24 protein-coding genes and 2 pseudogenes are annotated in these 25,610 nt (G+C 60.7%); 21 read left to right on the top strand and 5 right to left on the bottom strand.

The window, feature by feature from the left end; all coding sequences use genetic code 11:
• From WS49_RS25800 to WS49_RS25830, 6 genes are all read left to right on the top strand, one after another.
• A complete protein-coding gene (locus WS49_RS25800; RefSeq protein ID WP_059534627.1) occupies nt 1-744 on the top strand; it encodes a type VI secretion protein in 744 nt (247 codons plus the stop codon).
• A complete protein-coding gene (locus tag WS49_RS25805) occupies nt 741-1,751 on the top strand; it encodes a type IV secretion system protein (protein WP_059534629.1) in 1,011 nt (336 codons plus the stop codon). Before WS49_RS25800 ends, WS49_RS25805 begins: the two co-directional genes overlap by 4 nt.
• Nucleotides 1,751-3,082 (top strand): TraI domain-containing protein, encoded by a 1,332-nt coding sequence (locus WS49_RS25810; protein ID WP_059534779.1) that lies wholly within the window; start codon nt 1,751-1,753, stop codon nt 3,080-3,082. Before WS49_RS25805 ends, WS49_RS25810 begins: the two co-directional genes overlap by 1 nt.
• Nucleotides 3,079-4,947 (top strand): conjugative transfer system coupling protein TraD, encoded by a 1,869-nt coding sequence (gene traD, locus WS49_RS25815; RefSeq protein ID WP_059534631.1) that lies wholly within the window; start codon nt 3,079-3,081, stop codon nt 4,945-4,947. Before WS49_RS25810 ends, traD begins: the two co-directional genes overlap by 4 nt.
• 10 nt (nt 4,948-4,957) lie before the next feature.
• Nucleotides 4,958-5,473 carry a hypothetical protein gene (locus WS49_RS25820; RefSeq protein WP_059534634.1) on the top strand — a complete coding sequence of 172 codons (516 nt, stop codon included), beginning with the start codon at nt 4,958-4,960 and terminating at the stop codon, nt 5,471-5,473.
• 209 nt (nt 5,474-5,682) lie between these two features.
• Nucleotides 5,683-6,288, top strand: coding sequence for a DUF4400 domain-containing protein (locus WS49_RS25830; RefSeq protein WP_059534637.1), 606 nt, complete (start codon nt 5,683-5,685; stop codon nt 6,286-6,288).
• A 205-nt stretch (nt 6,289-6,493) separates the two neighbouring features.
• Here WS49_RS25830 and WS49_RS25835 read toward each other — a convergent pair whose 3' ends face one another.
• Nucleotides 6,494-7,339 (bottom strand): RNA-guided endonuclease InsQ/TnpB family protein, encoded by an 846-nt coding sequence (locus tag WS49_RS25835; protein ID WP_244139212.1) that lies wholly within the window; start codon nt 7,337-7,339, stop codon nt 6,494-6,496.
• Here WS49_RS25835 and WS49_RS36555 point away from each other — a divergent pair.
• The 5 genes from WS49_RS36555 to WS49_RS25855 all read left to right on the top strand — a co-directional run bounded on the left by WS49_RS36555 (nt 7,275) and on the right by WS49_RS25855 (nt 12,433).
• Nucleotides 7,275-7,574, top strand: coding sequence for a transposase (locus tag WS49_RS36555; protein WP_373557204.1), 300 nt, complete (start codon nt 7,275-7,277; stop codon nt 7,572-7,574). The two genes, WS49_RS25835 and WS49_RS36555, sit on opposite strands and share 65 nt — an antisense overlap.
• A gap of 245 nt (nt 7,575-7,819) precedes the next feature.
• Nucleotides 7,820-8,713 carry a hypothetical protein gene (locus tag WS49_RS25840; protein ID WP_059534639.1) on the top strand — a complete coding sequence of 298 codons (894 nt, stop codon included), beginning with the start codon at nt 7,820-7,822 and terminating at the stop codon, nt 8,711-8,713.
• A 17-nt stretch (nt 8,714-8,730) separates the two neighbouring features.
• Nucleotides 8,731-10,437: an ATP-dependent helicase gene (locus WS49_RS25845; RefSeq protein WP_059534641.1), complete on the top strand. Its 1,707-nt coding sequence runs from the start codon at nt 8,731-8,733 to the stop codon at nt 10,435-10,437.
• Nucleotides 10,438-10,748: 311 nt separating this feature from the next.
• Nucleotides 10,749-11,480 carry a type IV toxin-antitoxin system AbiEi family antitoxin domain-containing protein gene (locus tag WS49_RS25850; RefSeq protein ID WP_059534643.1) on the top strand — a complete coding sequence of 244 codons (732 nt, stop codon included), beginning with the start codon at nt 10,749-10,751 and terminating at the stop codon, nt 11,478-11,480.
• On the top strand, nt 11,477-12,433 hold the full coding sequence (locus WS49_RS25855; protein ID WP_059534645.1) for a nucleotidyl transferase AbiEii/AbiGii toxin family protein: 957 nt from the start codon (nt 11,477-11,479) through the stop codon (nt 12,431-12,433). Before WS49_RS25850 ends, WS49_RS25855 begins: the two co-directional genes overlap by 4 nt.
• A 33-nt stretch (nt 12,434-12,466) precedes the next feature.
• Here the strand turns inward: WS49_RS25855 and WS49_RS36560 are convergent, their stop codons facing one another.
• The 3 genes from WS49_RS36560 to WS49_RS25865 all read right to left on the bottom strand — a co-directional run bounded on the left by WS49_RS36560 (nt 12,467) and on the right by WS49_RS25865 (nt 14,817).
• Complete coding sequence (locus WS49_RS36560; protein WP_347880051.1) at nt 12,467-12,811, bottom strand: GNAT family N-acetyltransferase; 345 nt, start codon at nt 12,809-12,811, stop codon at nt 12,467-12,469.
• Nucleotides 12,812-12,854: 43 nt separating this feature from the next.
• A complete protein-coding gene (locus tag WS49_RS25860) occupies nt 12,855-13,262 on the bottom strand; it encodes a bactofilin family protein (RefSeq protein ID WP_059534647.1) in 408 nt (135 codons plus the stop codon).
• 946 nt (nt 13,263-14,208) lie between these two features.
• Nucleotides 14,209-14,817 (bottom strand): AcaB family transcriptional regulator, encoded by a 609-nt coding sequence (locus tag WS49_RS25865; RefSeq protein ID WP_059534649.1) that lies wholly within the window; start codon nt 14,815-14,817, stop codon nt 14,209-14,211.
• A gap of 530 nt (nt 14,818-15,347) precedes the next feature.
• On the opposite strand from WS49_RS25865, the gene WS49_RS25870 reads away from it, so the two are divergent.
• The 10 genes and pseudogenes from WS49_RS25870 to WS49_RS25905 all read left to right on the top strand — a co-directional run bounded on the left by WS49_RS25870 (nt 15,348) and on the right by WS49_RS25905 (nt 24,980).
• The gene (locus WS49_RS25870) at nt 15,348-15,701 is read left to right on the top strand and encodes a DUF7696 family protein (RefSeq protein ID WP_244139213.1); all 354 of its coding nucleotides are present in this window, start codon (nt 15,348-15,350) and stop codon (nt 15,699-15,701) included.
• Entirely contained in the window at nt 15,698-16,972 is a 1,275-nt protein-coding gene (locus tag WS49_RS25875; protein ID WP_059534653.1) for a recombination directionality factor, read from the top strand. The genes WS49_RS25870 and WS49_RS25875 overlap by 4 nt, the downstream gene beginning before the upstream one ends.
• A 169-nt stretch (nt 16,973-17,141) precedes the next feature.
• Nucleotides 17,142-17,627 carry an NADAR family protein gene (locus WS49_RS25880; protein WP_059534655.1) on the top strand — a complete coding sequence of 162 codons (486 nt, stop codon included), beginning with the start codon at nt 17,142-17,144 and terminating at the stop codon, nt 17,625-17,627.
• Nucleotides 17,628-17,707: 80 nt separating this feature from the next.
• Nucleotides 17,708-18,412: pseudogene (locus WS49_RS25885) on the top strand (metallophosphoesterase family protein); the annotation flags it as partial.
• A gap of 615 nt (nt 18,413-19,027) precedes the next feature.
• On the top strand, nt 19,028-20,734 hold the full coding sequence (ltrA, locus tag WS49_RS34185; protein ID WP_082725242.1) for a group II intron reverse transcriptase/maturase: 1,707 nt from the start codon (nt 19,028-19,030) through the stop codon (nt 20,732-20,734).
• Nucleotides 20,735-20,802: 68 nt separating this feature from the next.
• Nucleotides 20,803-21,480 carry a hypothetical protein gene (locus WS49_RS25890; protein WP_244139214.1) on the top strand — a complete coding sequence of 226 codons (678 nt, stop codon included), beginning with the start codon at nt 20,803-20,805 and terminating at the stop codon, nt 21,478-21,480.
• Between the two features lie 194 nt (nt 21,481-21,674).
• Nucleotides 21,675-22,196: a hypothetical protein gene (locus WS49_RS25895; protein ID WP_059534657.1), complete on the top strand. Its 522-nt coding sequence runs from the start codon at nt 21,675-21,677 to the stop codon at nt 22,194-22,196.
• Nucleotides 22,184-24,505, top strand: a complete 2,322-nt coding sequence (locus tag WS49_RS25900; protein WP_059534659.1) for a nuclease SbcCD subunit C — start codon at nt 22,184-22,186, stop codon at nt 24,503-24,505. Before WS49_RS25895 ends, WS49_RS25900 begins: the two co-directional genes overlap by 13 nt.
• A gap of 79 nt (nt 24,506-24,584) precedes the next feature.
• Complete coding sequence (locus WS49_RS35735) at nt 24,585-24,761, top strand: hypothetical protein (protein WP_175981574.1); 177 nt, start codon at nt 24,585-24,587, stop codon at nt 24,759-24,761.
• Between the two features lie 21 nt (nt 24,762-24,782).
• Nucleotides 24,783-24,980 carry a hypothetical protein gene (locus WS49_RS25905; protein ID WP_059534661.1) on the top strand — a complete coding sequence of 66 codons (198 nt, stop codon included), beginning with the start codon at nt 24,783-24,785 and terminating at the stop codon, nt 24,978-24,980.
• A gap of 450 nt (nt 24,981-25,430) precedes the next feature.
• Here the strand turns inward: WS49_RS25905 and WS49_RS35320 are convergent.
• Nucleotides 25,431-25,590, bottom strand: a pseudogene (locus WS49_RS35320) (IS3 family transposase); the annotation flags it as partial.
• Nucleotides 25,591-25,610: the final 20 nt, after the last annotated feature.

A 25,610-nucleotide genomic window follows, 5' to 3' on the forward strand; every position in this document is an offset into this window, starting at 1 on the left:
ATGAAACTCATGCCGACTCTTCGCGCCGCAGCCTTTGCGGTTTCCATGTTCGTCGCCCAGCACGCGGCCGCGCAGCTGACTGTGTTCGACCCGGCGAACTTTGCGCAGAACGTTATCACTGCGGCTAAGGCCGTCAGGGGCGAGATCTACCAGAACACCAACATCCTCTACCAGTACCAGATGATGGTGAACGATCTAATGCAGGCGAAAAACCTGAATCCGGCTGCGTGGAAAACTGCGTATGACCAGATCACGGGCGATATCAACAAGGTGAAGGGGCTGGTGGGCACGCTTCAAGGGCTCTACGGCGACCTCAAGAAGGGTGGCGAATGGGTCACCCAGGTTCAGGGGTTGGTCACTCGTTCTGGCAAGTCGAACGCGCAGTGGTTCGCGGACATAAACACGTTGGTCCAACAGAACGACAAGGTCGCGCGGAACCTGTTCCAGATGGGCTCGAACATCATGCAGCACACGAATGAGATGGCGCAGCGTCGGCAGGAACTGCAATCCGAGCTGTCGATGTCGCCAACTCAACAGGCAACGGCCGAGATCACGACGCACTACCTCGATATCGTGACGAGCCAGAATGCGGACATCCTTCAGTTGAACGCAGCCAAGGCACAGAAGGACGCTCAGAAGGACGCGCAACAGGCGGAAGACGACAAGGAAAAGGCCGCCGACGCTGAGAAGTTCATCTCCAAGCAACAGGCCGAGCGGGCCTCCTATGGGATCACGACGCAATGAAGCCCAGCATGATGCATCGGTGGCTAATGGGTGGTCTGCTGTTTGCCGCGCTCGTGCTGCCGACGGTAGCGCGTGCCGCGCTGCAGGATAGCCTTACCCAACTGGGGACGACCGGCTGGAGCTCGAGCTACGTGGTTGGCGAGGTGGCAAAGGGTGCGATGGCGGCGATCGAAGAGATCACGAAGCTGATGAAGGATCTGATCGATCTCGCAGTGACGCTCAGCAAGTCGCTCGACAAAGATTCGGACAAGATGGCGGGAGGCCTTGCAGTCATCACCATTGTCGTTGCGTTTCTCCGATTCGCGGCAACGAAGGACCCCGTCGCGGCCTGGCAGAGCGTGTTTGAAGACCTTGCCATCCTAGGGATCTTCGCGTCCGTCTATCTTGCCTACGGTACGTGGGCACCCGGCTTCTACAAGTGGTTCAACGACATGGCGGTTGCGGTGTCAGGGACCGACGCACAATCTCTGCCGATGGCGATGGTGAAGTCGGCGGGGGCGATATTCGATGCGATCAACGAAGCGCTGAAGGCCGAGCATTGGTGGAACTACGTCGCCTTGGTGATCAATCTCATTCCGCTACTGGCAGCGTGGTTCATTCTGATGGTCGCGTCGCTGGTGTTTCTGTTCTACATCTCGCTTGGCACGATCCAGATGGCTGTCGCGATCGTGATGGGGAAAATCGCATTCGCGCTCGGCATGTCGGAGTTTACGCGGGGATGGTTCAAGAGCTGGCTCGATTTCACGATCGGCGCGGGCATGTATATGGTTGTTGCCGCGATTCTCCAGCGGCTGATGACCACCACGCTTGCGACTACGTTCGGGAACACGATTTCGAAGGGGTTGACGACACCGTATTCCGGCTCGCTGACGCTTGACCTTTCGATCTTCGTGCTGATCCTCGCCTTCGAAATTCCGAAGTTCGCGTCGATGTTCGGTGGCGGCGCCAACGCAAGCGGTGCGGCGTTCAAGAGCCTGACTAAGCTTGCAACGAAGGGTATGGTTTGATGATCGACGCCCGACTTTTTGCGCCGGTCGACGCTGGCGAGCTGGTGACCCGCAACGAACGCCGTATCGAGCTGATCGCACAATGCGCGAACGAGTCGTCGCGCACGGAGTTCGATCGGAAGTGGATGGTGCTGATCCGGCGCTGTGCGGAGTGGTTCTCTTCCGTTCCGTTCAGCCCGGAGCTGTACCGAGAGCCCGCCGGTGCGTTTCGATGGACGGTCGAAACGGCCTTCTATGCGATGCGGCTCTCGGGTGGACTGAAGTTCGGCACGAACCTTCCATCGGAGCGGCGCCGCCGCATCGAGCCCCAGTACAGCTATGGTGTTTTCCTCGCGGCAATCTGTTCCGGACTGGACGAGCCGTACCGTCATTTCGACGTGGAGCGGGCGTCGGACCGCCAGGTCTGGAACCCTTCCGTCCACGGCGCGGTCGGGCCGTGGCTCGCCGACGCGAGCTACCGCGTGGCGCGGCGGGCAACTCCGCTACCGGTGGAACGTATGCGTACGGGCATGTTGGCGCTTGCGCTCGTCGGCACGGAATTGCTGTCCGGGCTCGACGCTGAGGTGCAGGCCGAGATCTTCGGCGCGATCAATCCCACACAGAGCCCAATGGGCGTGGAAAGCTTGACCCACAAGGTCGTACGCCAGGCCATCGCGACGGCCGCCGATTTCGACAGGAAGGCGCAACGGGCGGTTTTCGAGCCCGTGACGTTTGCGGTGCCGTCGGCGATCCATGTGGCCGCTGAACTGGAGCCGAAGGTCGAGGCGGCGCCGTCGGTGGCCACGCCTGCGCCGGCACCGGCACCGGTGCAACCGGTGACTGTCGATTCGTCGCCGGCGACCGCAGCTGCCGAAGGTAGTGCACCGACCGGCCCGGCGTTGCCACCGGCGGCTGACTCGGACGGCCCGACTTCCCGTGCGGTGCCGGCGCCGGCAGTTCAGGTGGCACCGAAGGGACTGGATGAACGGCAGATGGCGCTCGAGCTTCCGCCGCCAGCAGCGGCAGTAAATCCCGCCGAGATTCGACGAGAACCGGTCGCGGCCGCGGCCACGTTGGAGGAGGACCGCTTTGACGAAATCCTGAGGGGCGCTCCGCGGATGATCTCGGACTTCTTCGCAGCCCTGCAGCAGGACGTCGCCGGCGGAAAGGCCAAGGTGCGGTGGGCCGAAAAGGGTCTGGTGGTGTCGAAGCGCACGATTGGCGGTTATGGCGTCGCGAGCGACACTCTGATCGAACATATGCGCCGACGCAACCTGCTTCTCGCCAACGATCCTGCGGAGGTCACGCTGGCGCCGCGTATCGGCGAACTGATCCAGGAGCGCGGTGCATGAGGGGCTACAGCAACCACTTTCGGCCGATCTACGAAGTTCGCGCGGCATTCGGTTGGCTGATTGCGCTCCTAGCCTTGCCGCTTTCGGGCATGCCGTACGGCTGGGCCTTCGCCCTGTTCGCGCTCGCGTTGTTCGCTTTCCGCTCGGGGCAGATGTGGCGCGCGCTCAGGTTCCGGATGGGGCTGTCGACGAAATGGCTGACGACGCTTGCAGTGCCCGCGTTGCTCGCGATTCAGGCGCGCATGCGGGCCGAAGTAAATGCAATGTATCTCGGCACGGGGTTCGAATGGACGCAAAAGCACTGCCAGATGGCCCACGACATTCTGCGGATGCCGACCACGGAGATTCCGGGGCTGCCCAAGTGGTTGCCTAAGACGAAGCCCGGGCGCGCGTTCGAGGAAATGATCGAGAAGCTCTTTGCGCCGAAGGACAGTATCCGCGACCGGACGCCGCAGGGCGCCTCGTGGATCCACGGTCTTGAGCCGGCGAAAGGCTACGTGCCGTTCCACTACAAGGCGATGGGCGGCCATACGGCGGTGGGCGGGACGACGGGCTCCGGCAAGACGCGGACGTATGAAGTCATCTCGACGCAGGTCATCCACTGCGGCGACGTGCTGATCGACATCGATCCCAAGAACGACAAGGAATGGAAGGCGCGCGCCGAGCGCGAAGCGAAGCGGACCGGCCGGAAGTTCCTCTATTTCAATCAGGCCAAGCCATCCGAGTCGATTCGTCTCGAACCGCTCGATAGCTGGTCGCAGCCGTCGGAAATTCCGAGCCGCATCGCGCAGCTGATGGAGGAGGGGCCGTTCCGGGACTTCGCGTACCTGTTCATCAGCCGATCGGTGAACGGCGAACTGTACATCGGCGACAAGCCGAACCTGCGCTCGATCCTGAAGTACGCGCAGCTCGGCATTGACCCGCTTCTGGAGAAGGCGCTCAAGCGCTTCTTCATCGAAAGCGGACTGACCGACTGGGAGGAGCTGGTCACGGCCGATACGGTCAAGATTGCGAACAAGCCGGGTTCCACGCGCGTCGACGCGATGATCTCGCTCTACCAGGCCCGATTCGGTGCGAACGACCGCGGACACGAAGCGATCGATGGTTTGATCGCGACGCACGTGCACGATCGCGAGCATTACATGCGGATCATCGCGTCGGCACTGCCGCTGCTGCAGATGCTCGCGACCGGGGAAACCGGCCTGATGCTCGCTCCGAAGGTCGACGACTTCGAGGACGAACGCGAGATCTGGACGATCGAGAAGGTCATTCGCCAGAAGGCGGTGCTCCACATCGGCCTCGACTCGCTGTCCAACAGCATCGTCGCGAAGGCAATCGCGTCGATGATCCTGGCCGACGTGTCAGCCGTGTGCGGCTCGATCTACAACTTCTACGACAAGCCGCCCGAGGTGGTGCTGATCATCGACGAGATCGCCGAGGCGATCAACGAACAGGTGATCCAGATCCTGAACAAAGGTCGTGGCGCTGGGTTCAAGGCGTTCGTGGCGTTCCAGACGCGCGCCGACCTCGAGGCGAAGTTGGGGAATGCCGCAAAAATGCTGCAGGTTTTGGGGAACCTGAACAACCAGATCATTTTACGCTTGGAAGATACCGACACGGCTGAGTGGTTCTCGAAAAAGGTGGGGGATACCGCGATCCGCAACCTGATCGTATCCAGCAGCACGAGCAAGGCGAGCGAGGGCCATGTCGGTGAGTTCACCGGCTCGGTGACGCGGTCGCAACAACTGGAGGCAGTGCCGTTGATCCCGACTCGCCTGATCCAGAGCCTGCCGAACTTGCAGTACTTCATGCGGATTTCTGGCGGCGCGGTGTACCAGGGACGTATTCCAATTCTTACAGGCTAAACAACCGAGCATGTCTGCCGTATTCAAAAAAATCATTCGCGAGCACAAACTTTCCGCCCACCTGACCCCGGTGTTCACCCTTGCGCCTGAGCTGGAGCTTGTGTGCACGCGTGTCGCGGAGTTCGTCGGTGAGCACTTCATCGGGAAGGCAGAGCCGCTCGTCAAGGAGATGTTCGTGGACGGCCTTGCTGCGTTCAAGCGCGTGCGCAAGACCGGCGATCCGCATGTCGCGTTCATGCAAGGCCTGTTCGGGTCTGCACACATGCTGTATGCGCGGCGCTTTGTTGTGCGCGATGGCGAGCGCTGCCATGTCTGGTCGCCGATGTTCGAGCCGGTAACGGCGTTCGAATCCCGGTTCAAGCTGGCACCGGAGATGGTGGACGAGCGGTGTCCGGAGAACATCAGCCAGAAGTCGGCTGCATTCCAGCTGGCCGCTCGCGCGCTGACCGGTGAGACCTTCAGACTGTACTTCGAGGAATACGATGTCGCTCACACATTTTCTGATTCGGACGCTAACGCGGCTTGACGACCATACCGTGAGCCGAGTGATCTCCACCGCGGCCGCGCAGGATGAGCCGGCTGCACCGCCTCCGGCGGAATTTCGGCAGGGCAGGAATGCGATGGCATACGCGCTCGCGACGTTTATTGGTCGAAGGCCTGTCCACTTTTACGTAGGACTGTCCGGCCTGGTCGTCCTGCCGATCTATCTGCTCAGCGGGGTCGTGGGAGAGCTGTATGGCCGGTAGCAGCTTTGTCGGGCACATCAAGATGTGGTTCTTCTTTGTGCCGCTGCTCTCGGTTGCGCTCATGCCGGCGCTGCCCGATCCGTCGCTGTTCGCGATCCCGGATGCCGAAGCCGAATCGGTTGTGGCGAGCCTCGGAGAAGAGCGAACAGCGGATGCGATCGACGCGACGAATCGTGCGTTCAAGCGCTACTTCGTCGAGACAGGTCTGGTACAGGACTCCATGGAGGCCACGAACGATTCGCAGATCGAGGACGGCGGGGTGGCGAACTTCGCCAGTCGGTGGGTCCACAATTTCTGGCGTCTGGTGTACCGGGTGGTCTATCGGCTCACCGTGATGAAGTACTGGCTGCTCGGCGCGCTCGTGTTCGGCATCGCGATGTTCATCGACGGGACGGTGCGGCGCAAGGTGAGGGCGGCGGCGGCCGGCTACGTCAGTCCTCTGTCATTCCATCTCGCCGGGCACGGGATCTTGCTCGTATTCGGCGTGACGTTCACGGTGCTGATCGCGCCGGTGCCGCTTCTTGCACCGTACTGGCTGGAGATCGCCGGATGTCTCGGCGCGCTGCTCTGGAAAGCGGCGTCTTCATACCAGTAGGTCCGGAAAGCTCCAGGTTTCCGTATAGCTTTTTGCCGAATGGGCCACAACCGGTTGCGTGCGGCGCGCTCGTCGTTACCTGAAAAAGCTTGTCGAAATCGTCGACGTTTCGACCCGATCAGGCGCACCAGGCGGGTCACAATGACTCATGGTCTACGGTCCTCAGAAAGCTCGACTCCCCGTAGAGCTATGAACTCTCTCACCGCTAAGCGTCTTGCGACGCGGTAGCGGGGGCGCGGGTCACGGACTTTGACTTGGCGCGTTGCCGCGCCAGCGGTTTCGGTCTCGCCGCCACGCCCGTTCCGGGCGTGTGCGCGTCGATCAGGGCGACCGACGCTGCGTTCTGGCCGTGCTGCGCCGTATGTCCGCAGTGCGGGCATACATGCACACGTTGTGCCAGCGTCTTGGGCACGATCTCCCAGCACGTGGCGCAGCGTTGCGACGGCTTTAACTGGCGCGTGTTCGAAACGTGCAGCCGCGTACCAGCCTCTACCGCTTTGTACGCAAGCATGTTGTGCGCCATGCCCAAGCCGGCCGACAGAATCTCGCGATTCAGCCCCGCCTTTTGCTTGACCGTCCGGCCCGGCTTGTCCCGCGTGCCCTTGGCCGAACGACTCATGTTCTGGGTGCGCAGTTCTTCCGTGGCGATGACGGCGCAGGACGCGACCAGACGCGACGTCGTCTTGTGCAGGAACTCGCGGCGAAGATTACCGATGCGCTCATGCACCTTCGCAACCTGCTTTCCCAGCTGCTTATACCGGATCGATCCGCGCTTCTTGCGCGCCTGCTGCCGCTGCAGGTCCGCCATGCGTGGCATCTCATTTCGCACGAATCGCGGATTAGCGATCGTTTCACCGTCGTCGAACGTCGCCCAGTCGTTGAGGCCGAAGTCGACGCCTCGATGAGCGTCGCCGGTACGTGCGCGGGCGCATGTGTGTGCCGATACGCGCAGCGTGACCGACGCGAACCACTCGCCGTTCTTGCGCGTGATCGTCAGATCGTTGGGCTTCGCGCCGTCGCCGAAACGATGCCGGCCTCGAGCACTAGACATATCGGTTCTGATTAACAACCTGAAGACCGCGAGCGCTAGGCGCACCCGCAACCAGTTTGCCGATCACTTGGCGCCGTTCTACCGAAGGCCCTTGTTTTGGAACCGCGCATACTTTGTCGGGAGTGTCGGCGGTGCGACGTTGGAGACGGTACGAGCCTACGTCGATGCCCAAGGCACTGAGGAGCACGCCCGGCAGTCGGCCGCCAAGAAGACAAAAGCCAAACCGCTCGCTTGACCCCCTCCTGATCCGGTCGGCTTCGGATAGACGTTCGCAAGCGAACCGGCCGGACCAAGAAGGGGAATGCGCTCACGAATGTTCAACCTTACCCCCTCTCCCACGGAGGGTTTTTTTCGTCCGGCGCGGCCCGACCGCTGCGAAAGCCGCGCGAAATCGTTCACGTTTTGGAAGTCTGCCGCAGCATAGGACCGCAAGAATAGACGCAAGCCGCACGTGCGGTCAGTCAACCAGATAGGATCCACATGAGCACGATCAACGAAGAAGCGCACGTCGGCACCGATACCGCGGACGTGGCACCTGACCAAGTAGCCGTACTCCCGCCGGCGGGCGACGATGCACCCGCAGTCAAGGGTAGCCTGGTTGTGGGCGACACCCGGCAGACGACTGACGGCGCGGACGATGGTGAAGTCGAGCGTGAACTCGACGAGATGGAGAATTCGGCCAACGTGTTGCAGCGTGAAGGGCTGATCAGCAGCGATGAAGCGAAGCTCAAGCTCGAGGAGGTGGCGCGCACCCGCACGCTGTTCCGCGACCTGTCGCCCGCAGAGCGCGCGCGAATCATCCAGCGCCGGCGCGAGATCGGCCGTGAACTGATGAACAAGCAACTGTCGGGCGCCGCGGTCGTGACCGCGCGGGTCACGATGAAACACACGCGCCTTCGGCCGCTGTTCGAGCAGTGGTGGCCGTACCTGAATCGGATGACGATCAACATGCAGCGCTTCGGTCGCGCGACGTACGGCGCGAACGAGCAGGGAATCGTCAGCACGTGGTTTGAGAAGCAGCTCGATCAGCTCGAAGCCTACGTGAACGAACAGCTCGACGTAGCGCAGGGTTTCCGCGAGAAGACGGAAACGGACATGCGCGATCGCGGCGAGACGGTATTCGCGCCGACCGTGACGAAGCCGTCGCTCGATATTGAAGTCGAGGCGTACTCGCGGTTCTCGATGCGCCTGCTCTCCGTGATCCTGAAGTTCGACCAGGTGATGGATCACTTCGACTTCCTCGTCTGGAACGGGATTCGTGACCAGTCCGACGTCGACGACGAGACCGCGCGCTTCCTGCGCAAGTTCCACCCGGTCGGCCTGCGCGGCTACACGACCCACCTGAAGCTGATGAACACCGTTCGCGGTAACTGATCGGGAAGACCGGTGCCATGCTCGACGAGTTGAATCCCCAACAGCGCGAGGTGGCACTTCTGCGCCGCCACTGCCTCGCGATCGCGTGCCCGGGCGCGGGCAAGACCAAGATGAGCGCGACGAAGGCCGCGTTCTTGCTGCAGGATCCGACGGCGGTAGTGGGCGCCGTCACTTTCAGCAAGGATGCGGCCGTCGAGCTTCGCGAGCGCATTCTCGCGCTGGCGCCGCCTGATGCCAAGCGCCGGCTGATCGCCGGCACCTTCCACTCGCTCGCATACAAGCAGCTTCAACGGCCCGGTCGCGGCCGGCCGGATATTGCATCGGAAGGCGATCGCCTCGGGATGCTTGGGCGCGTGCTTGCCGAGCTCGGGTACGACTGGAAGGTTGAAGAGGCGGTACCGATCGTCGAGCGGATCAAGACGAACTTCGGCCGAGCCGATGATGGTTCGGCCGAGGCCACGCTCTACACTGCTTACCAAGACGCGCTCGAACGCAGCGGCAAGATCGACTTCCAGGATATGTTGCGCCTTGCGGTGGAGCGGATGCAGAGCGGGGACATCAAGCCCTATCGGTTCACTGACCTGCTCGTCGACGAGTTCCAGGACACCGATCCACTGCAGTTCCGGTGGGTCGAGCTGCACGCTCGCGCGGGCACGCAAGTCACGGTCGTGGGTGACGATGACCAGAGCATCTACGGGTTCCGGGCCGCACTCGGCTTTCGTGGCATGGAGAGCTTCGCGAGCACGTTCGAGGCCCAACGCGTGGTGCTCGGCAGCAACTATCGCTGTCGCGCGGAGATCCTGGCGGCTGCCGACCGGGTGATCCAGAACAACATCGATCGGATGCCGAAGGTCCTCCATGCGGCGCGTGGCGCCGGCGGCGCGGTCGTGGCGCGTCGATTCGACGACGAGTATGGCGACGCGATTGCCGCTGTTGAAGGGCTTCAACCGAAACTGGCTGCCGGCGCGACATGCGCGATCCTCGCGCGTACGAACCGAATTCTCGATCCGATCGAGTCAGTGTGCCGATCACACGGCGTGCCGTACTGCCGGGCGTCGGGCGGATCGGTGCTCAACAAACCGCAGGCCGCGCTGATGTGCAACCTGCTGCAGGTGGTCGAAGGCCATAAGCAGAATGGCATCGACGCTGTCTTGGGCTACATGGGCATGAGTTCCTATGACCTCGGCGCGTTGCACAAGCGCATGGGCGCAGCCTTCGTCCAGATGCAGAAGCAGGAACTGGTCGGCCTCGGGCTGCGCGAGGAGACAGCGACGGCGTACCGGGCCTTCATGAAGCGGCTGGGTGAGTGGCAGGCGCTTTGCCAGCGATCGTTCCATTCGCTCGCGCTAGAAGGCGTCTACGAGTGGATGATGACGTATGCCAAGGGCGACGTTGCGATCCGGGCGATTCAGAGCATATACGACGTGGTGAGTCGCCTGAACGGTTCGTTTACCGAGCGCATCGAGTTCTTGAAGCGGGACAACAACAAGCCGGGTGACGGCGTCCTGATGCTCACGACGATGCACAGCTCGAAGGGGCTGGAGTACGACCACGTCTGGATTAGCCGATCGGAGGAGGGCGTGGTGCCGGACGACAAGAGCCCAGAGTCGGAGGAGCGGCGTCTTTTCTATGTCGCCATGACGCGAGCTCGCGACAGCCTCACCATCTCGTCGATCAAGAAGAATCCGGTGTCGCGATTTGTGATCGAATCAGGGATTGAATAGACAAATGGCCGCGTGACGGCCGATTGCGTCTTGGAGCCTGGCGTCCGTCCGGAGACGAAGCTGCCAAGTCATGTTACCCAAGCGCGTACGGGCGAGGTCCATCGCATCGTCGGCCCACATGTATCCGTCCTTAATGTCTGCGTTATTTAGTCGCAAATAATAAAATGTATGATAGGGTTCCTGCGGGAAAACAACGCTCGCTCAGCAAAGTCATTGACAAGGCAGCGATTTGGTATCGCGTTAATAAATTGCAGATAATAAAACATTCTCGGTATATACTGCACCCAGACAATGCAAACGCCCTCTACCAGATGAGCAACAAGACGGTCCAGCGGCTCCTGCAAGAAAGCCGGCGCGGCCACCCAATCGATTCCAGCATGCTCAGGGACATGGGGGTGAGTGCCGCGCTCGCGGCGCACATGGTCAAGTCCGGCTGGCTGCAGCGTCTCTCACAGGGGGTCTACCTTTTGACCGGCGACACGCCATCGAGAGACGGCTCGATCACCTATCTGGGCCGATGCATACCCGGTCTTCACGTCGGCGGCAAAACGGCCCTTTCCTGGCAGGGCGTACGTCACAACATCGCCTTCCGGGAAAAAATCGTCTTATGGGGACAGAAGTCGTACCGCATTCCTCCGTGGGTGGCGGAACACCTGAGCTACTCGTACCAGACTACCACCCTCTTTGAAGACGATTTTCCCTACGAGAAGGGCCTGAAGCCGCTTCCGGCCGGCGCCCCTGAGGTACTGGTCTCCGTGCCCGAGCGAGCTATTCTGGAGCTCGCCAGCGACATCGGGAAGGGCCAATCGATGGAGGAAGCGAGCAACCTGATGGTCGGCTTGCGCAATTTGCGCCCCGACGTGCTGGACGAGTTTTTGAGCCACTGCAAACGGGTGAAGGTCGTACGGCTCGTACGCGACCTCGGACTGGAGGCCGATTTTTCATGGGCAAGAGACCTTCAGAAGCATGTTGACCGTCTTGGTGCCGGGAAAAGATGGTCGAACAAAACGAAGAACGGCCGGCTGACACTCAAACCACGATGAACGAGATCTATGTAGACACCGTCCGACTGATGCTCGGCATCGCACCGATCGTCTTCGATACTCCCCTCTTCGCCATGAAAGGTGGGACCGCACTGAATCTGTTCTTGCAGAATATGCCGCGCCTATCGGTCGATATCGATGTCGTGCTCACAGACAGAAAGCTGTCCCGCGATGAAGCAATCGCCGTTATCAGCGCAGAACTGGAGCGCGCGAGAGAACAAATCGAGGCTGAAGGGCATGCGACGAAGTTCTCGAAAGCCACCTCATCCGGGAGAGCCAAGGGCGATGAAGTGAAACTCACCGTGATCTCGGGCGAAACCTCGGTCAAGGTGGAAGTCAACTACGTGTTCAGGGGCACCTTGCTCGAACCGGTCCAGCGCCCACTCGTCGGTGCGGCAGAAGAAATGTTCAGCACTCGCATCGTCGTGCCCACGCTTCATGAATCGGAGCTGTATGGAAGCAAGCTCGTAGCGGCCCTGGACCGGCAGCATCCTCGCGACCTGTTCGATGTGAAGCACATGTACGATGTTTTCGGCTTGCGCGAAGATATCGTGGACGCGTTCGTCGGCTACCTCTCCGGTCACAACAGGCCCATCCACGAAGTGCTCTTTGGCCCGAAACATTCAATGGTCGAAGTCTATGAGACCGACTTCGTTGGGATGACTCTTGAGAGAGTCGACCTTGAAGAACTCGAGGCAACGCAAGACCGTCTGCACCGGGAACTGCCTGCTGCTCTCACCGAGAACCACCGCCAGTTTTTGCTATCGTTGGTCCGCGCCGACCCCGACTGGTCCCTGATGACCTATGAACATCTGCGCGAATTGCCCGCCATTCGGTGGAAGCTGCAGAATCTCGAGGTGCTTAAAAAGAAGAATTCAGCGCTATTCGAGCAACAGGAATCCTTGCTGCGCGAGCACTTCGCCAAGCTGGACATTGGGACAGCGCAGACCTGACCGAGATTTTTTAGGGTGTGGGAGCACACCCGATCAAAAAGTGGGTGGGGAATGCAGCGAACGCCGCGGCAATTGCGCCCGCGCGCCTGTAGCACGGACACACCCAACATGGGAGGTCAGGGATGACGGTCCGCGGTGCTCGTAGCCGGCAGACGCATACAAAGCTAGCGCACCATGTTGGTACGGTCCGGTTTCGAGCTTGAGCAACTTACAAACCAAACCTGTGGCCTTCGACTCGAGAAGAGCCAAGAGTATCTTGGCGATGCCTTGCCGTCGACCGCCCGACGATTCGAGAGCCCACATCGTCTTGGACGAATGGCACCAGACATCCACAGGATGCAGCCGGCGAATACGAGCACCGGAATCGTCCAGCAACATGCAACCGCGAATGAGGTGACGCGGTGAAGTTGACGCGCGTTTTTCATTGCGCCACCGCACTCGCTTCGAGGCACTCGGGCGCCGCTTCGCGTGGGGTTGGAGCGGCCTCGATCACCAATTCGCGTGGCACGCGCTTGAGCTGACCGTTGAGCGCGGCGTGCTGGCCGAGGCGAATCGTGCCGCAATAGAACACGTTCCCGAGCACACGGCCGTTGATTTCGAGCGTGTCGCGCGCGTGGACGTCGCCTTCCACGAGGCCATCGATCCGGACGATTTCGCCCTGGACCTTGCCCTTGACGATGCCGCCGGCCCCGATGTGCAGCAGGCCCTCGGTGGAAATGATGTCCCCGTTCGCGAGGGCGAATACACTCAGGCCGTGGTCGAGGATCATGTTGCCTTCGACGACCAGGCCGGGCATGAGGACCGTCACGTTGTTCGGCTTCGCTTTCATGGTGTGCCTCCCTTAGAACAGTGGAACGTCGCCGGTCTTGGCGGCCGTCGAGGGTTTCGAGGTGTGTTCGGTCTTCGTAGTTTCGTTATGCGGTGCAGAAGCAGTCGCCTCGGTGGTGGCTGGCTCCTGACGCTGCCGAGCGGGTGTGCGGTGGACCCGGTGCGGTGCGGGTTTCGGCTGATCAGTCGGCTGCACGGTGGGCTGTGCTGCGACGGGCGCTGCGGTCGTTGCGGGCGGCGGTGGGGGCACCTTTTGGGCGGCTGCGACCTGTTGCTGGCCAGCGGCTGGGTTCGAAGCCGCGCGCGCGGCTCGGATCGGTGACGTGGCAGCCTTTTCCGGATCGGTCACGGACGCAGTGGCACTTGCCTGCGCCGCTGATCCACCAGCCTCCCCGGTCCACAGTGCTTGCGCGTCGACTCGGGACAAGCCCGCCGGTGTGCGTTCGGTTGGCTCGGTAAAGGCCGCACTGGTGAGCTGCCGTTGGGACCCGGGTGGCGTGGAGGCCGCGGCGGCCGTCGGCGCAGCGATCGGGGTTTGTGCGGTCGACCGCTCAACGTGTGCAACGGCATGCGGCGTATGGAGCACGTGCCAGAGCTTCGCTGCGCAGACGCCTGTGAGTCCGGCCCCCGATACCACGGCAAGGACGATGGTGGCCGGCCGGCAGAGTTTTCGACCGGCAGAAGACAGTCGAGCGGTGACGCGCTCGCGCGCCGATTCCTGCCGGTCAGGAGCAGGGAGTGCCCGCACGTGGCTCTTGATGTCGATGACGACGGGTTGCGACGAGTATTGGGCGTGTAGCGCCTGGATCTCTCGAATGTTCAAGATTTCCTCCGTGGATGATCGGCATACCGCGCGACAGCGTTTGAAGGCGCGGCAGGCTCAAGACGAGCTTATTCACCGGATTCCAATGTCAAGCCGATGGGGGCGTGCTGTGGGTGCTGTCGCGTCAGTCGCGCGCGGTGCCGTCGGCGTCGTATCGGTCGTTGTCCGGGATGCACACGGTTCTCACGTGCAGGATCCGGCCTTCGGCGTTCTTGAGGATGTTGGCTCGGTCCTGCGGCGTGATCTTCTCCGCGAGTTGGGCTTCCATCGACGCGACGAACAGGCGGTCGTACTGGGTCAGGCACCTGACCAGCAAGCCTGCGAGCGGCCGCGTCACCTTCAATTCGATCTGCTCGTACGGAAACGTCAGCGAGCGCGCGTTGTGCCGCTCGACCCATGTGGTGGCCTTGCGCATCCAGTCGGCGGTATCGCGCAGGGCAGTCTCGACCGCCCGAACCTTGCCGCCACGGGCGACGGCGATCTTGGCGGCGCAGAAGTTGTAGTCACTTCGGATAAACGTGCGAGCGAAGACAGAGCTGTAGTGCAGGATCGTGACGGCGTCGGAGTCCGGCACGATCTTGTCGATACGGCGGTCGCTCGTCAGTCGTTGGATTGGCTTCAATCCAGTCGACGTGGCGAGGCGCACTGGCGGCTCGTCGGCGGGTGGGGTGCTTTGCGTGGGCGTGTCGAGTTGCCCGCGCCCTTCGTGCGATGGTTCGAGAACGGCAGACATGATTTTTTTCGGGTGGTCTCTCTCATCGATGATTCTGAGCGAGGTACCCGATGCGTGTACCGGCAAAAGCGTGGCTGTTTTCGTGAGCTTTTCGGGGAACGCGCGCGCAAATACTCGCGATACTGACTCTACTTCTCGCGTCCCTGACGCATCGACCTTGACTTCGCTGGCCGAAGTCCATCTTTTGTACAAGCCGTGCCAATGGGCATGCTCCGACTGGTTGGCAACCAGTGTGGAATTCCTTTCTGATGAGCGCCTCGCCCGCGCTCCCCATTTCAGTCATGAAACTCGTTGCTGGCCGCATTCATTTGCGCCGCGACGTCTTTCGAACCCGGACATCGGGTGTCTCTCTCCATGCCTCTGTCTGGGTAGAACGACTGTAGTCGACTGAGCCGTGAACCTGCGTCGGAATGGCACTTCCGAAAATGGGCTGTAGCACAGCGTGACCATGCTGTGCGAGGACGACCTAACGTTCTCTCTATGAGCCGACCGGCTCCCTGAGCACCACGTCCCCGGAAGGGACGTGGTGCTTGGGTCATTTCACCGAATCCACGAAGCGCGTTCCTCTGCCGAGGAACGCGCTTTTTTTCGTCCTTTTTTCTGTTCTGGAGGTACGTGTGCTTCCCAATCGTCTCGATTCCCGGATTGCCGACGTGATCAGTCAAACGATCGCCGAGAAGAGGTCCGCCACCGACACGACGTCACCCGCCTGGTGGGAACGTTGCGAAGTGGCGCAAGTCGGCATGTTCACCGACTCCGACCGCCGGATTTTTCTGTCCAGTGTCGCCCACCGCCGCGGAGAGGCGGCCGCCAACGCGCTCGAGCAATCGGCAGACGCGTTGCGCACCCAGGCGATCTCCAAAATTGCGAGGAAACTTTCATGAATGCAGTTGTCAGTTTGGTCGGCGGCCCCGTACGGAGCGTCGTCGAAGAGCGGGCCATGCGTCCGCCGGTGATAGGGAAGATCCGGCCCGGCATCAAGGTCCTGACGTCGGCCGCCCGGGGCAATCCTGATGCAGTTGCTCTATACGACGCGATGGTGGCTGCCGGCGACTCCTTCGAGACGATCGGCAAGGCGATCGAGTCCCGTTACCGGCTCAGGAATACGCTGGCACCGCGCAATACCGATTACTTTACCTGCCGCCGGTCGGATTTCAACAACCCTGACGTCGCTGACGAAATCCTTCGACTCTACGGCGAGGATCGCGGGCAGGGTGTCAGGCTCTACCGCTTTCCGGTGTTGTTCGCCTTCAACGACTGGATGCAGAACATCCCCAACGAGATGGCGGCATGGGGCACCAGCGGTCGCAAGTACTTCTCGGAGTACGGGCACGATGGGCTCCGATACTGCAAGACGTACGCAAAGGTCGAGCGCGACCCGCGCGCGCAACGAGCATTTCGACACTTCGGCGGTCGAGACGTGATCTTCCGTCAGGACGACGCGATTCCCGACGGAATCTGCAACCCGGAGCAATGCCCGCAATACCAGAGCCGGCAGTGCAATCTGGGCGCGCACTTCATCTTCGCGATTCCCGACATCAAGGGTCTGGGCTTGATCGAGCTCCCTACCAACTCGATTTACGTGCTGCAGAAAGCGTATGCGGCGATGAAGACGGTCCAGCTGGCCCGCGGCAAGCTGACTGGAACCCGGTTTTGGATCTCGAAGCGCGAATTCGATATCACACGGATCAACGATCAGGGCGAATCGGTCCGGCAACCGCAGATGCTCACCGTGCTCGATGCCGATATCGATATCGGTGCACTGCTCGACGGCGCTGAGGACACGCGGTTGGCTATCGAAGAATCGGAAACGGCCACGCAGAGCGATCCCGGCGGTACCGTGATTCAGCTTCACCCCGCGGACGGCGAAAGCACTGCCGGCCGCACTGATCAGGTCGAAGCCGGTGACGGCCCGCCCGAGGCGATGGAGGAGAAGCGCCACCGCATGCAGGACCTGCTGCAACGTCTTCGCTTCGTTGAAGAAGAGCAACGCAAGTCGTTTCGCATCTACGGCCACTTCCGATTCGGACGCGGCTGGACGGAGCGGCCCGCTGACGTCGACAAGATGCTCGCGCGGCTGACGACGGCGCTCGAGGATCGGGACTCACTGCATCGCGAAATCGATGAGGCGGTCGAATTGTTCCGCAACGCGTAACTGACACCCCTTTCGCCGGCCCTCCGGGGCCGGTGTTCTTTTCTCAATGGCGCGTATCGGAGAGTCCTTCAGCAAAGCGATTTGCTCAAGTGCTTTCGACCGCGTGGCTCACGCATCGAAATCGTCCGCGCAAGCGGCCATCTCTTGACTCATCTCTCTGGAGGATCTCATGCGCCGGATCGGCAATATCACGGCGTTTTTCGGCGCCGTCGACGTGTTCAGCAATTGGCACCCGTGCCGCTTTACGTATCACGAGGTGACGTTCAACTGCGGCGAGCAGTTCATTATGTACGCGAAGGCGTTGCTGTTTGACGATCACGCAACTGCCGCAGCGATTCTCGCATCGACGTCACCGCGCGAGCAGAAGCGCCTCGGTCGTTTCGTGAACGGCTTCGACGATGCACGTTGGGTGCAGATTCGCGAGTCCATCATGTTTGTCGGCTGTCGCGAGAAGTTTCGACAGAACGAGGCTTTTGCGGCTGCGCTGCGCGCAACGGGAACGTCAGTCCTGGTCGAGGCGAGCGCGTATGACCGGATCTGGGGCGTGGGGCTCTGCGAACACGATCCGCGCATCGCCGATCCGTCTGCCTGGCTGGGACTGAACCTGCTTGGCAACACGCTCATGCGTGTGCGCGATGTGCTTTCTCGATCGTGACTTCCCTTCTTGCGCTGCGTGCTGGCGCGAACCTATATCTGGCTGCCCCCGGGTAGTCATTTCTTTTTCTGGAGGCGTTGATGAAGATCGCGCATTTTTCTGACCTGCATTACGCACCTGAAAACCTCGACGAGGCGGACCGGTGCTTCTCGCATGCGGTGGGTGACGCTATTGCGAGCGAGGCCGTTGTGGCGGTGATCAGCGGTGACTCAACAGACCATCGCCTCGACGCCCACGCGCCGGCACTGAACGCACTCGCCACGCAGGTACACCGACTCGTACAAGCGATGCCGGTGTTGATGCTGCAGGGCACGTTCTCGCACGAGCCGCCGGGGACGCTGGACAACTTCGCGCTGATGGGCGCGCGGTATCCGGTGGCCATTGCGGACCGCGTCTGTCAGGTGGCGCTTTACGACGGAAACTTCTGGTTCTCGCGTGGTCCGGTTTTCGACGAAGACGAGGTGCAACACCATCTGTACAGCGAGCCCGAAGCGATCTTTACCTGTCTTCCGACGATGAACAAAGCAGAGCTGGCGCTGCGCGTCGGGTCGCTGGCGGCATCGACTGATCTCGCGGACACCCTCGCGGGGTTCCTCGCCGCTGCTGGCCGGATCAATGCAATGTTCCGAGCGGCGGGCGTCCCGACGATCGGAGTGTCGCATGGCACGGTGAACGGTTGTCAGACGGAACACGGCGTCACGATGGCAGGATTCGATCACGAGTTCAGCCTCGGTGCGCTGTTTGGTGCGGAGTGCTCGGCGTTCATGCTCGGTCACATCCACAAGGTGCGACGTGAGGTTGCATAAGTAATTGTTCTGCACGGCAGTCCTGCGTGACAGAACCAGCTGTTCCTCCAGCTGTAGCCTACAGATGCATGCGTGGACGGTAACGGCCGCGTGTGAAGCCATCTGGACAACGTAGCCCATTCCGGTTGGATGAAGCGAACCTCGCGAGAGGGATGCGGAACTGCGAGCATCACGCGGTGGGGCGCTAGGCTTGGGAGTATGGTGAACGTAAGTGAATCGGTGATAAATCTCGTCATGTGTGAAGGAGCCAAAGATGCTGGGCTTCAACCAAAACGGTGTGTAGATGGTTCTGGTCTTCTTGTGTGACCAGACGAGGACGTGAATCTACCGGGAAAAGGCCGACGCCTAACCTTCCAGTGTTACTTATGTGAAACACGGTAAGCCCGTAGCTCTGCCTGAGAGGGCAGGCGAACCGTAAGGAACGCTGTCGGAGTTGCGGGTATGGGATGCCGGAGAAAGCGAAAGTCGGACTGTAATGGTACGAATAGGGATTGAGAGGCAACTCGACATCATCCTGCCCGAAAGGGAGCAGACTTCCGGCTGGTCTCTCTTTGCAAGAGAGTTTGACGAACCTTCTTAACGGAGGAAAAGCAGATGACGACCATGAAAATGGTTGGTGCAGCCTCCGACTGCGAGGTTGCGTGGCACGCTATAAAGTGGAGCGACGCGCATCAAACAGTAAGACGGCTGCAAATGCGTATTGCGAAGGCAGTTAAAGAAGGGCGCTGGGGTAAGGTGCAAGCCTTGCAACGGCTCCTGACTCACTCGTTTTATGGCAGGGCAGTAGCTGTGAAGCGAGTGGCCGAGAATGGAAAACGTACTTCAGGTGTAGACGGCGCGGTATGGGATACGCCTGAAGCGAAAGTCAGAGCTGTGTTGTCTCTGAAGCAGAGGGGTTACAAGCCTCAACCCTTGAGACGGGTATTTATCCCGAAAGCAAATGGCAAGTTGCGCCCGTTGGGTATTCCGACGATGGCCGACAGAGCGATGCAAGCGTTGCATTCGCTTGCTCTTGAACCTATCGCGGAAACCACTGCGGATCCTAACTCGTACGGCTTCCGACGGGGGCGGGCGAGTCGAGACGCTGCTGAGCAATGTTTTATTTCGCTCGGCAAACGCGTTTCACCTCAGTGGGTCTTGGATGCAGACATTGCTGGATGCTTTGACAATATCGACCACGACTGGTTACTGGCCAATGTCCCCATGGACAAAGGCATTCTCAGAAAGTGGTTGAAATCCGGCGTTGTATGGCAGGGTCAGAAATTTTCGACGGTAGCGGGGACTCCGCAAGGAGGCATCATCTCTCCGCTATTGGCGAATCTCACTTTGGACGGGATGCAGCGAGCTCTCGCGGCACACTTTGGTATCAAGCAGTACAAAGGTGTCAACGGGGAACACAATCCCAAAAAGGTGAATCTGATACGGTATGCAGACGACTTTGTGATCACGGGCGCGTCGAAAGAGGTGCTCGAAGAAGCAAAAATCTCAATCGAAGGGTTCTTGACGGAGAGAGGGTTAACGCTGTCCGACGAGAAGACGAAGATTGTGCATATCGAAGAGGGTTTTGACTTCCTTGGTTGGAACTTTCGTAAGTACGGAACGAAGTTGCTGATTAAACCAGCGACCAAGAACGTGCAGGCTTTTCTGCGAAAGGCGCGAGGAATCATCAAATCAAGCCGCCCTGCAACGCAGATGGAGGTGATCAACCGGCTGAATCCAGTAGTTCGGGGATGGGCCAACTATCATCGTCATCAAGTGTCGAAGGACACCTTTAACAAGGTGGACCACGTCATTTGGAAACAGCTTTGGCAGTGGGCTTGCCGCAGGCACCCCAACAAATCTCTCGGCTGGGTGAAAGGTCGTTACTTTCATCGTGTCAAGGGACGAGACTGGGTGTTTGGCACATCGGTGACTGATGACCGTGGCGTGGACCGGTTCGTTTCATTGGTGAAAGCCAGTGATACGCCCATTCGACGGCATGTGAAGATCAGGGCAGAAGCGAATCCATACGATCCTGGCGGGGAACAGTACATCGAAGACAGACTCGGTCTGTCAACGAAGGAAAGTCTTCAGGGACGGCATCGTCTGCGGATGCTCTGGTATGCGCAGGATGGTAGGTGTTCCAACTGCAATGAGCGAATTACGAAGGACAGTGGCTGGCATGTTCACCATATCCTTCCGAAAGCTCATGGCGGAAACGACGCTTTCTCTAATCTTGCGCTTCTCCACCCGAATTGCCACAGGCAAATCCACAGCCAAAATTCTCGGGAAGCTGCCGGCTCTGGTCAAACAGGGCTTTGATGAGGCTTGAGCCGTATGCGGGGAAACTCGCACGTACGGTTCTTAGGGGGGGATGAGGCCGAGAGGTCTTGTCTCTACCCGACTATCAGACGTGGGAGCGCGAGGGACGCGTCGTCGGCTATCCCGGATCGGTCGGGCGGTTCCACTACGGCGAGCTCGGCGACAAGGGCTATCTGGCGTGGGACGTGTCGGCTTCCAAAGCAAGTGCCACGTTGATCCCGACGCCTTCCCGCGAAATGGTCTCCGTTGCTTTTGACGGGCCGCCTGACACGAACGAGCTGGAAGCACTCGCAGCCGCATCTGCCGGGAAATTCGTGCGTATTCGCTGGCAGATCGATGAAGAGCATAAGCAGCTGGTCGACCGCAAGGCGATCGAAGCGATGTTCTCGACGGCCGCCGGCGTAAAGCTTGAGCCTCGCGTATTGCCTGTCATGCGCAGCCGGGCAGAAGGGATCAGCACGGCGCCGACGGTCGACGCGAAGTTGACCCGTTGGTGTGAGCTGGCCGACGTCGATGCGGTCTCGCTGGTTGATCGGCTGCAGTTGCTCGAGACTGGCGAACCGGACGCGATCGCGCAAGCGATCCTGGCGCGTTTAGCCGACACCGCTGAGTCCACCGGTGATCAGTTCAGCGCGCCAAGCGTCGCGTCGGATCTGTCGCTGGCCACCACGGTGGCGCACGGGGTGGATGCTGCGACGGGCGCCGGTGAGCCGGCCTGGCTCAACGACGATCTGTTCGCGGCGTAATGCCGCTCAACGACGGAGCGTCTTCCGTCCATTCGAACACAGCCGTGTTCCGATAGCCCGTGTGGCTATCGAAACAAGGTTCACCGCGCGTCCGTTGGCGCATCGAACGCAGCAGCTGCATCCATTTTCTTTCTACCCGGACGGGACGTGTTCCCCGTCAGGGGCGCACACCGTCTCAATTCTGGAGTGTGCTCATGTTTGGTCTCTATCCTGCTGGCGTCCGTTGGGCGCAATCCTATACTGCGTCCAACGACGCCAAGTCGTTGCAGAAGCGCCTTGTCGACCACGGCGGGTGCACTGCAGCCCTCTTTCATCAACCGTTCGGTGTTCAGCGCGGCGCCGTCATCGCGCAACGCGATGGCCTGTTCGTCCTGACCCATGTGATCGAAGCCGACCAGGCCGAAATCGTGGTCACGCCGGGCGTCGAGCTGCAGAACCTGCTCTGGTCGTTCGACTCGGGGTACTCGAGTCAATGGTCAGGTCGCGAGCTGCAGATCCTCACGGGTTGTCCCGATTGGGACTCGGTGCTCAAGCAGACGTCGGACGCGTTCCGTCGCCTCTGTGGGACAGTGCGGGCCGCCGTCGATGGCACGTTGGGCAAGCCCGCTTCCCGGCCCGAGCCGACGCTGACGATCGACGACGATGATGTGCCATTCCTGCCTGACGACTATCTGCAGCCCATCACGCTCGCGGAGATCCAGTCATGCGACCACTGAAACTGTTGCTCGAAGGGTTCCATGGCGTGCGGGACGGGATGAAACGCGACAGCGTTGAACTCGACCTGGCGTCACTGCCCAACGGATTGATCGCGTTGACGGGGCCGAACGGCGCCGGCAAGACGACGATTATGGACAACATCCATCCGTACCGGATCATGCCGTCGCGCGTGTCGAAGCTCTCGGTCGATGCGTTCTCGTACTGGGATCACATCTGCGGGGTGCAGGCGCGCAAGGAGTTCGAATGGGAGCACGATGGCTTGCGCTATCGATCAACCTTCGCATTCCGCAAGCCTGGCAAGACCGGCAAGGCGGACTACTTCCTGTTCTATCACTCGACCGATGGTGAGTGGCGGCCGGTATCGCTGCCGGACGGAACCGTGTCGGACGGCAAAGGTGAAACCTACGATCGATGTGTCGATGCGATCTGCGGTTCGCTCGAATCGTTCTTCACGAGCGTGTTTTCGGCGCAGAACCGCCGACCGCTGGCGTCGTACGCTGCGAGCGAGATCAAGGCGTTGCTCGCTCAACTGCTGAAAATCGATCACCTCCGCGCTTTGTCGACGAAGGCGGCAGATGTCGCAAAGGTGCTGGCCCGGCAACTCGGTGTGGTGCAGCAGGATCTCGCGGCGTTTTCTGGAAAGCGTGAGCGGGTCGATCAAACGCGCAAGGCGATCGCGAAGGACGTTTCGGAGATCGCAGCCGCGCGCGAGAAGCGCACGACAGCCCAGGCAGAGATCGTAACGCTGATGCAACAGCACGCCGTGCTGGTTGCCAAGCAAGGCGAGAACGCAGGTGCGGCGGCGCGGCTCGGAGAACTGGGTGCGCGTCGGACCGAGCTGCAGACCTCGCTTCGTGTATTGGAGCGTGACGGACAAGCGGAGCAGCAACGGCTCTTGCAGCGTGCGACGACGATTCGTAACACGATCGCCGGCCACGTAGCGGTTGTTCGGCAGCGTGAGCCCATTCTTAGCGCCGCAGTAGATCGTGACGAGGTGCAGCTTCGTCTTGGAAAGGCCGAGGCTCTGATCGAACCCCTGCAGCGCGCGATCGACGAGCTCGACGCGAAGCGACTGCGGGCAGTAACCGTCGGGTCGACGCTCTCCAGCCTGCAATCGGAGGGCACGACCAAAGCCGATCTGATCAAGACCCTGACCGAGCAATCGGCAGTCATCGGATCGGTGCCGTGTGCGGGGATGGATATTCACGTGACGTGCCCGTTGCTCGCGCAAGCGAGGAGCGCGGCACAGCAGGTGGACGTCCAGACCATCTCGTTGAATGACCTTCGGGGCCGCTACCGCGGCCACAAGGCGGAACTGGATCAACTGGCACCTGCTGTCGCGGCGTTGTCTGCAAAGCGCGCGGAACTGCAGCGCGTCAATGCGGAAATCACGGCTGCCCGGCAGGCGCTTCAACGCGCGACCGAACTTGCTGCCCGAAAGCCGCTGCTCGACGCAGCTGAAAACGGGATGCGACAGGGCCACGCGGAACTCGAATCGCTCGATGTTGAGCGAGGCGAGGCGTCGAAACGTCGGGAGACCGAGACGGTGCGGCTCAACGGCTTGTTGCGGGAGGTCGAGGCCGAGGTGTCGCGCCTGGCTTCGGTCGATGTTGCGCAAGCGATTGCGGATGTCGATCGCCAGTTGGCCGCTCGACGCGAGACCTGTACGGGGCTGGACGCCAGGATCGAAGCATTGATCCGGAGTCAGGCTACGGGAGAAGCGACGCTGGTGACGCTCGAGCGCGAGCTTGAGGGTTTTTCGGCGACGCAGGCACTCGCAGAGCGCATCTCGGACGAGATCGCGAAGTGGAACCTGTTGGCGAAAGGGCTGGGCAATGACGGCGTGATCGCGCTGACGATCGACGACGCTGGCCCGGCACTGACGCAGACGGTGAACGACCTGCTGCTCGCGTGCTACGGCACGCGATTCACGGTCGAGATCCAGACGCAGCGCACGTTGGCCAACGGTGAAACGCGCGAGGGATTTGAAATCCTCGTGCACGACGCCGAAAGCGACAGCAGCAAAGCGGTCGGCGTGATGTCCGGTGGTCAGAAGGTGTGGATCAACGAATGCCTGACACGCGGCGTCGCCCTTTATATCGCGGGTAACGCGGGACAACCGTACGAGACGCTGTTCAGCGACGAGTCGGATGGACCGCTTGATCCCGATCGCAAGGTGCAGTTCATACGTATGAAGCGCGAGGTGCTGCGTCGGGGCGGGTATGCGCGGGAGTTTTTCATCTCGCAAACGCCCGACCTGATTGCAGAGGCCGATGCGGTCATCGACGTGGCCGCACTCGCGAGGTAGTGCAGCACACATTTTTAACCCTGGTGGGGAACGTTCCCCACAGGGGCGTTCCTCGCCTTTTTTCTTTTCGAGGAACGCAATGAAACTGAAGTCCAATCCGGCTGCTCTGATTCGAAGCCTCGCGGTTTCGATCCGCCCGAAGCCCATTCGCATGGGTACGGAACACGTCTACGAGCTGAACGGCTCGCGGCTGTGCGACGTGCTGATCAACGGGCGCTGGGTGACGGTGGCGGCTACGGCTGTCGTGGCATTCTGAATCGTCGACGAGGATCGGTCGATGAACGGGATGACGAACATGGTGATGCTGTTGATTGCAATGCACGGCGGTTCGGAGCCGTCGGTGCCTGCCCTGCGCTACGCGGTGGCTTCGCAGGCCGCCGTGAATGAGCGGCCACCCATGAGAATGGACGCGGTCATCTGCAAGGATGGCCAAGTCCACACCTTTCCGGCCGGGCACCCCAAGCCCTGCATCTAAACCCCTGACCAACGGCTCCGCTCTCGTAAGAGAGTGGGGCCATTTTTTATTTTCGACAACCTTTCTGCTTCCCCTGCACCTAAGGTGCGATCTGGCATGATCGGAGTCGAAGTAATCACGCGGACGAAAGGCAGGGGGAATAAAGACTGTCGAAAGATTACTACTAGGAATTCTTAAACGCTTCAAGACGTTGGGGATTGGTAAGCGGCTCGGCGCGACCAGTTCCATATTCGCGCGCGCGCGGGGCATGATGTGAGAGCTTGGGGAGTTTCCGTGAGGATCACGTGAGATCGTGCCCATGATCCACGATCGTGGGCACGATCCATCTGGATCCATGAAGCAGTCAGGCAGTGCCATGCGAGCTGATCAACGTCAGTCTGTCGACCACATTCCAAGGCAGCAGTTCGTCGACACGGGTGAGATCGGACGGAATTAATGGAGGCCAACGGGTTAAGCAGCGACCTGATTCAGATAGAAGCGCTGTGTGAATGCGACCGGTGACTGGTAATCTGAGGCTCGCCTGCGAACGTTGCCGGTTGTGGAAGATCTCTGTGTATTCGCTAATCGAGTGCCGCGCCTGCTCGCGCGTGGCGAAGCGTGGATCGTACAGATGGGGATGGGGCTACCGAT

The sequence above is a fragment of the Burkholderia sp. RF7-non_BP4 genome (assembly GCF_001521935.1).
In the GTDB taxonomy this organism is placed as follows: Bacteria; Pseudomonadota; Gammaproteobacteria; order Burkholderiales; family Burkholderiaceae; genus Burkholderia; species Burkholderia diffusa.

Excerpts from the sequence above, each read along its gene's own strand:
- WS49_RS25800 (WP_059534627.1), top strand. The coding sequence starts at position 1 with ATGAAACTCATGCCGACTCTTCGCGCCGCAGCCTTTGCGGTTTCCATG.
- WS49_RS25805 (WP_059534629.1), top strand. The coding sequence starts at position 741 with ATGAAGCCCAGCATGATGCATCGGTGGCTAATGGGTGGTCTGCTGTTT.
- WS49_RS25810 (WP_059534779.1), top strand. The coding sequence starts at position 1,751 with ATGATCGACGCCCGACTTTTTGCGCCGGTCGACGCTGGCGAGCTGGTG.
- traD (WP_059534631.1), top strand. The coding sequence starts at position 3,079 with ATGAGGGGCTACAGCAACCACTTTCGGCCGATCTACGAAGTTCGCGCG.
- WS49_RS25820 (WP_059534634.1), top strand. The coding sequence starts at position 4,958 with ATGTCTGCCGTATTCAAAAAAATCATTCGCGAGCACAAACTTTCCGCC.
- WS49_RS25830 (WP_059534637.1), top strand. The coding sequence starts at position 5,683 with ATGGCCGGTAGCAGCTTTGTCGGGCACATCAAGATGTGGTTCTTCTTT.
- WS49_RS25835 (WP_244139212.1), bottom strand. The coding sequence starts at position 7,339 with ATGTCTAGTGCTCGAGGCCGGCATCGTTTCGGCGACGGCGCGAAGCCC.
- WS49_RS25840 (WP_059534639.1), top strand. The coding sequence starts at position 7,820 with ATGAGCACGATCAACGAAGAAGCGCACGTCGGCACCGATACCGCGGAC.
- WS49_RS25845 (WP_059534641.1), top strand. The coding sequence starts at position 8,731 with ATGCTCGACGAGTTGAATCCCCAACAGCGCGAGGTGGCACTTCTGCGC.
- WS49_RS25850 (WP_059534643.1), top strand. The coding sequence starts at position 10,749 with ATGAGCAACAAGACGGTCCAGCGGCTCCTGCAAGAAAGCCGGCGCGGC.
- WS49_RS25855 (WP_059534645.1), top strand. The coding sequence starts at position 11,477 with ATGAACGAGATCTATGTAGACACCGTCCGACTGATGCTCGGCATCGCA.
- WS49_RS36560 (WP_347880051.1), bottom strand. The coding sequence starts at position 12,811 with ATGTTGCTGGACGATTCCGGTGCTCGTATTCGCCGGCTGCATCCTGTG.
- WS49_RS25860 (WP_059534647.1), bottom strand. The coding sequence starts at position 13,262 with ATGAAAGCGAAGCCGAACAACGTGACGGTCCTCATGCCCGGCCTGGTC.
- WS49_RS25865 (WP_059534649.1), bottom strand. The coding sequence starts at position 14,817 with ATGTCTGCCGTTCTCGAACCATCGCACGAAGGGCGCGGGCAACTCGAC.
- WS49_RS25875 (WP_059534653.1), top strand. The coding sequence starts at position 15,698 with ATGAATGCAGTTGTCAGTTTGGTCGGCGGCCCCGTACGGAGCGTCGTC.
- WS49_RS25880 (WP_059534655.1), top strand. The coding sequence starts at position 17,142 with ATGCGCCGGATCGGCAATATCACGGCGTTTTTCGGCGCCGTCGACGTG.
- ltrA (WP_082725242.1), top strand. The coding sequence starts at position 19,028 with ATGACGACCATGAAAATGGTTGGTGCAGCCTCCGACTGCGAGGTTGCG.
- WS49_RS25895 (WP_059534657.1), top strand. The coding sequence starts at position 21,675 with ATGTTTGGTCTCTATCCTGCTGGCGTCCGTTGGGCGCAATCCTATACT.
- WS49_RS25900 (WP_059534659.1), top strand. The coding sequence starts at position 22,184 with ATGCGACCACTGAAACTGTTGCTCGAAGGGTTCCATGGCGTGCGGGAC.
- WS49_RS35735 (WP_175981574.1), top strand. The coding sequence starts at position 24,585 with ATGAAACTGAAGTCCAATCCGGCTGCTCTGATTCGAAGCCTCGCGGTT.
- WS49_RS25905 (WP_059534661.1), top strand. The coding sequence starts at position 24,783 with ATGAACGGGATGACGAACATGGTGATGCTGTTGATTGCAATGCACGGC.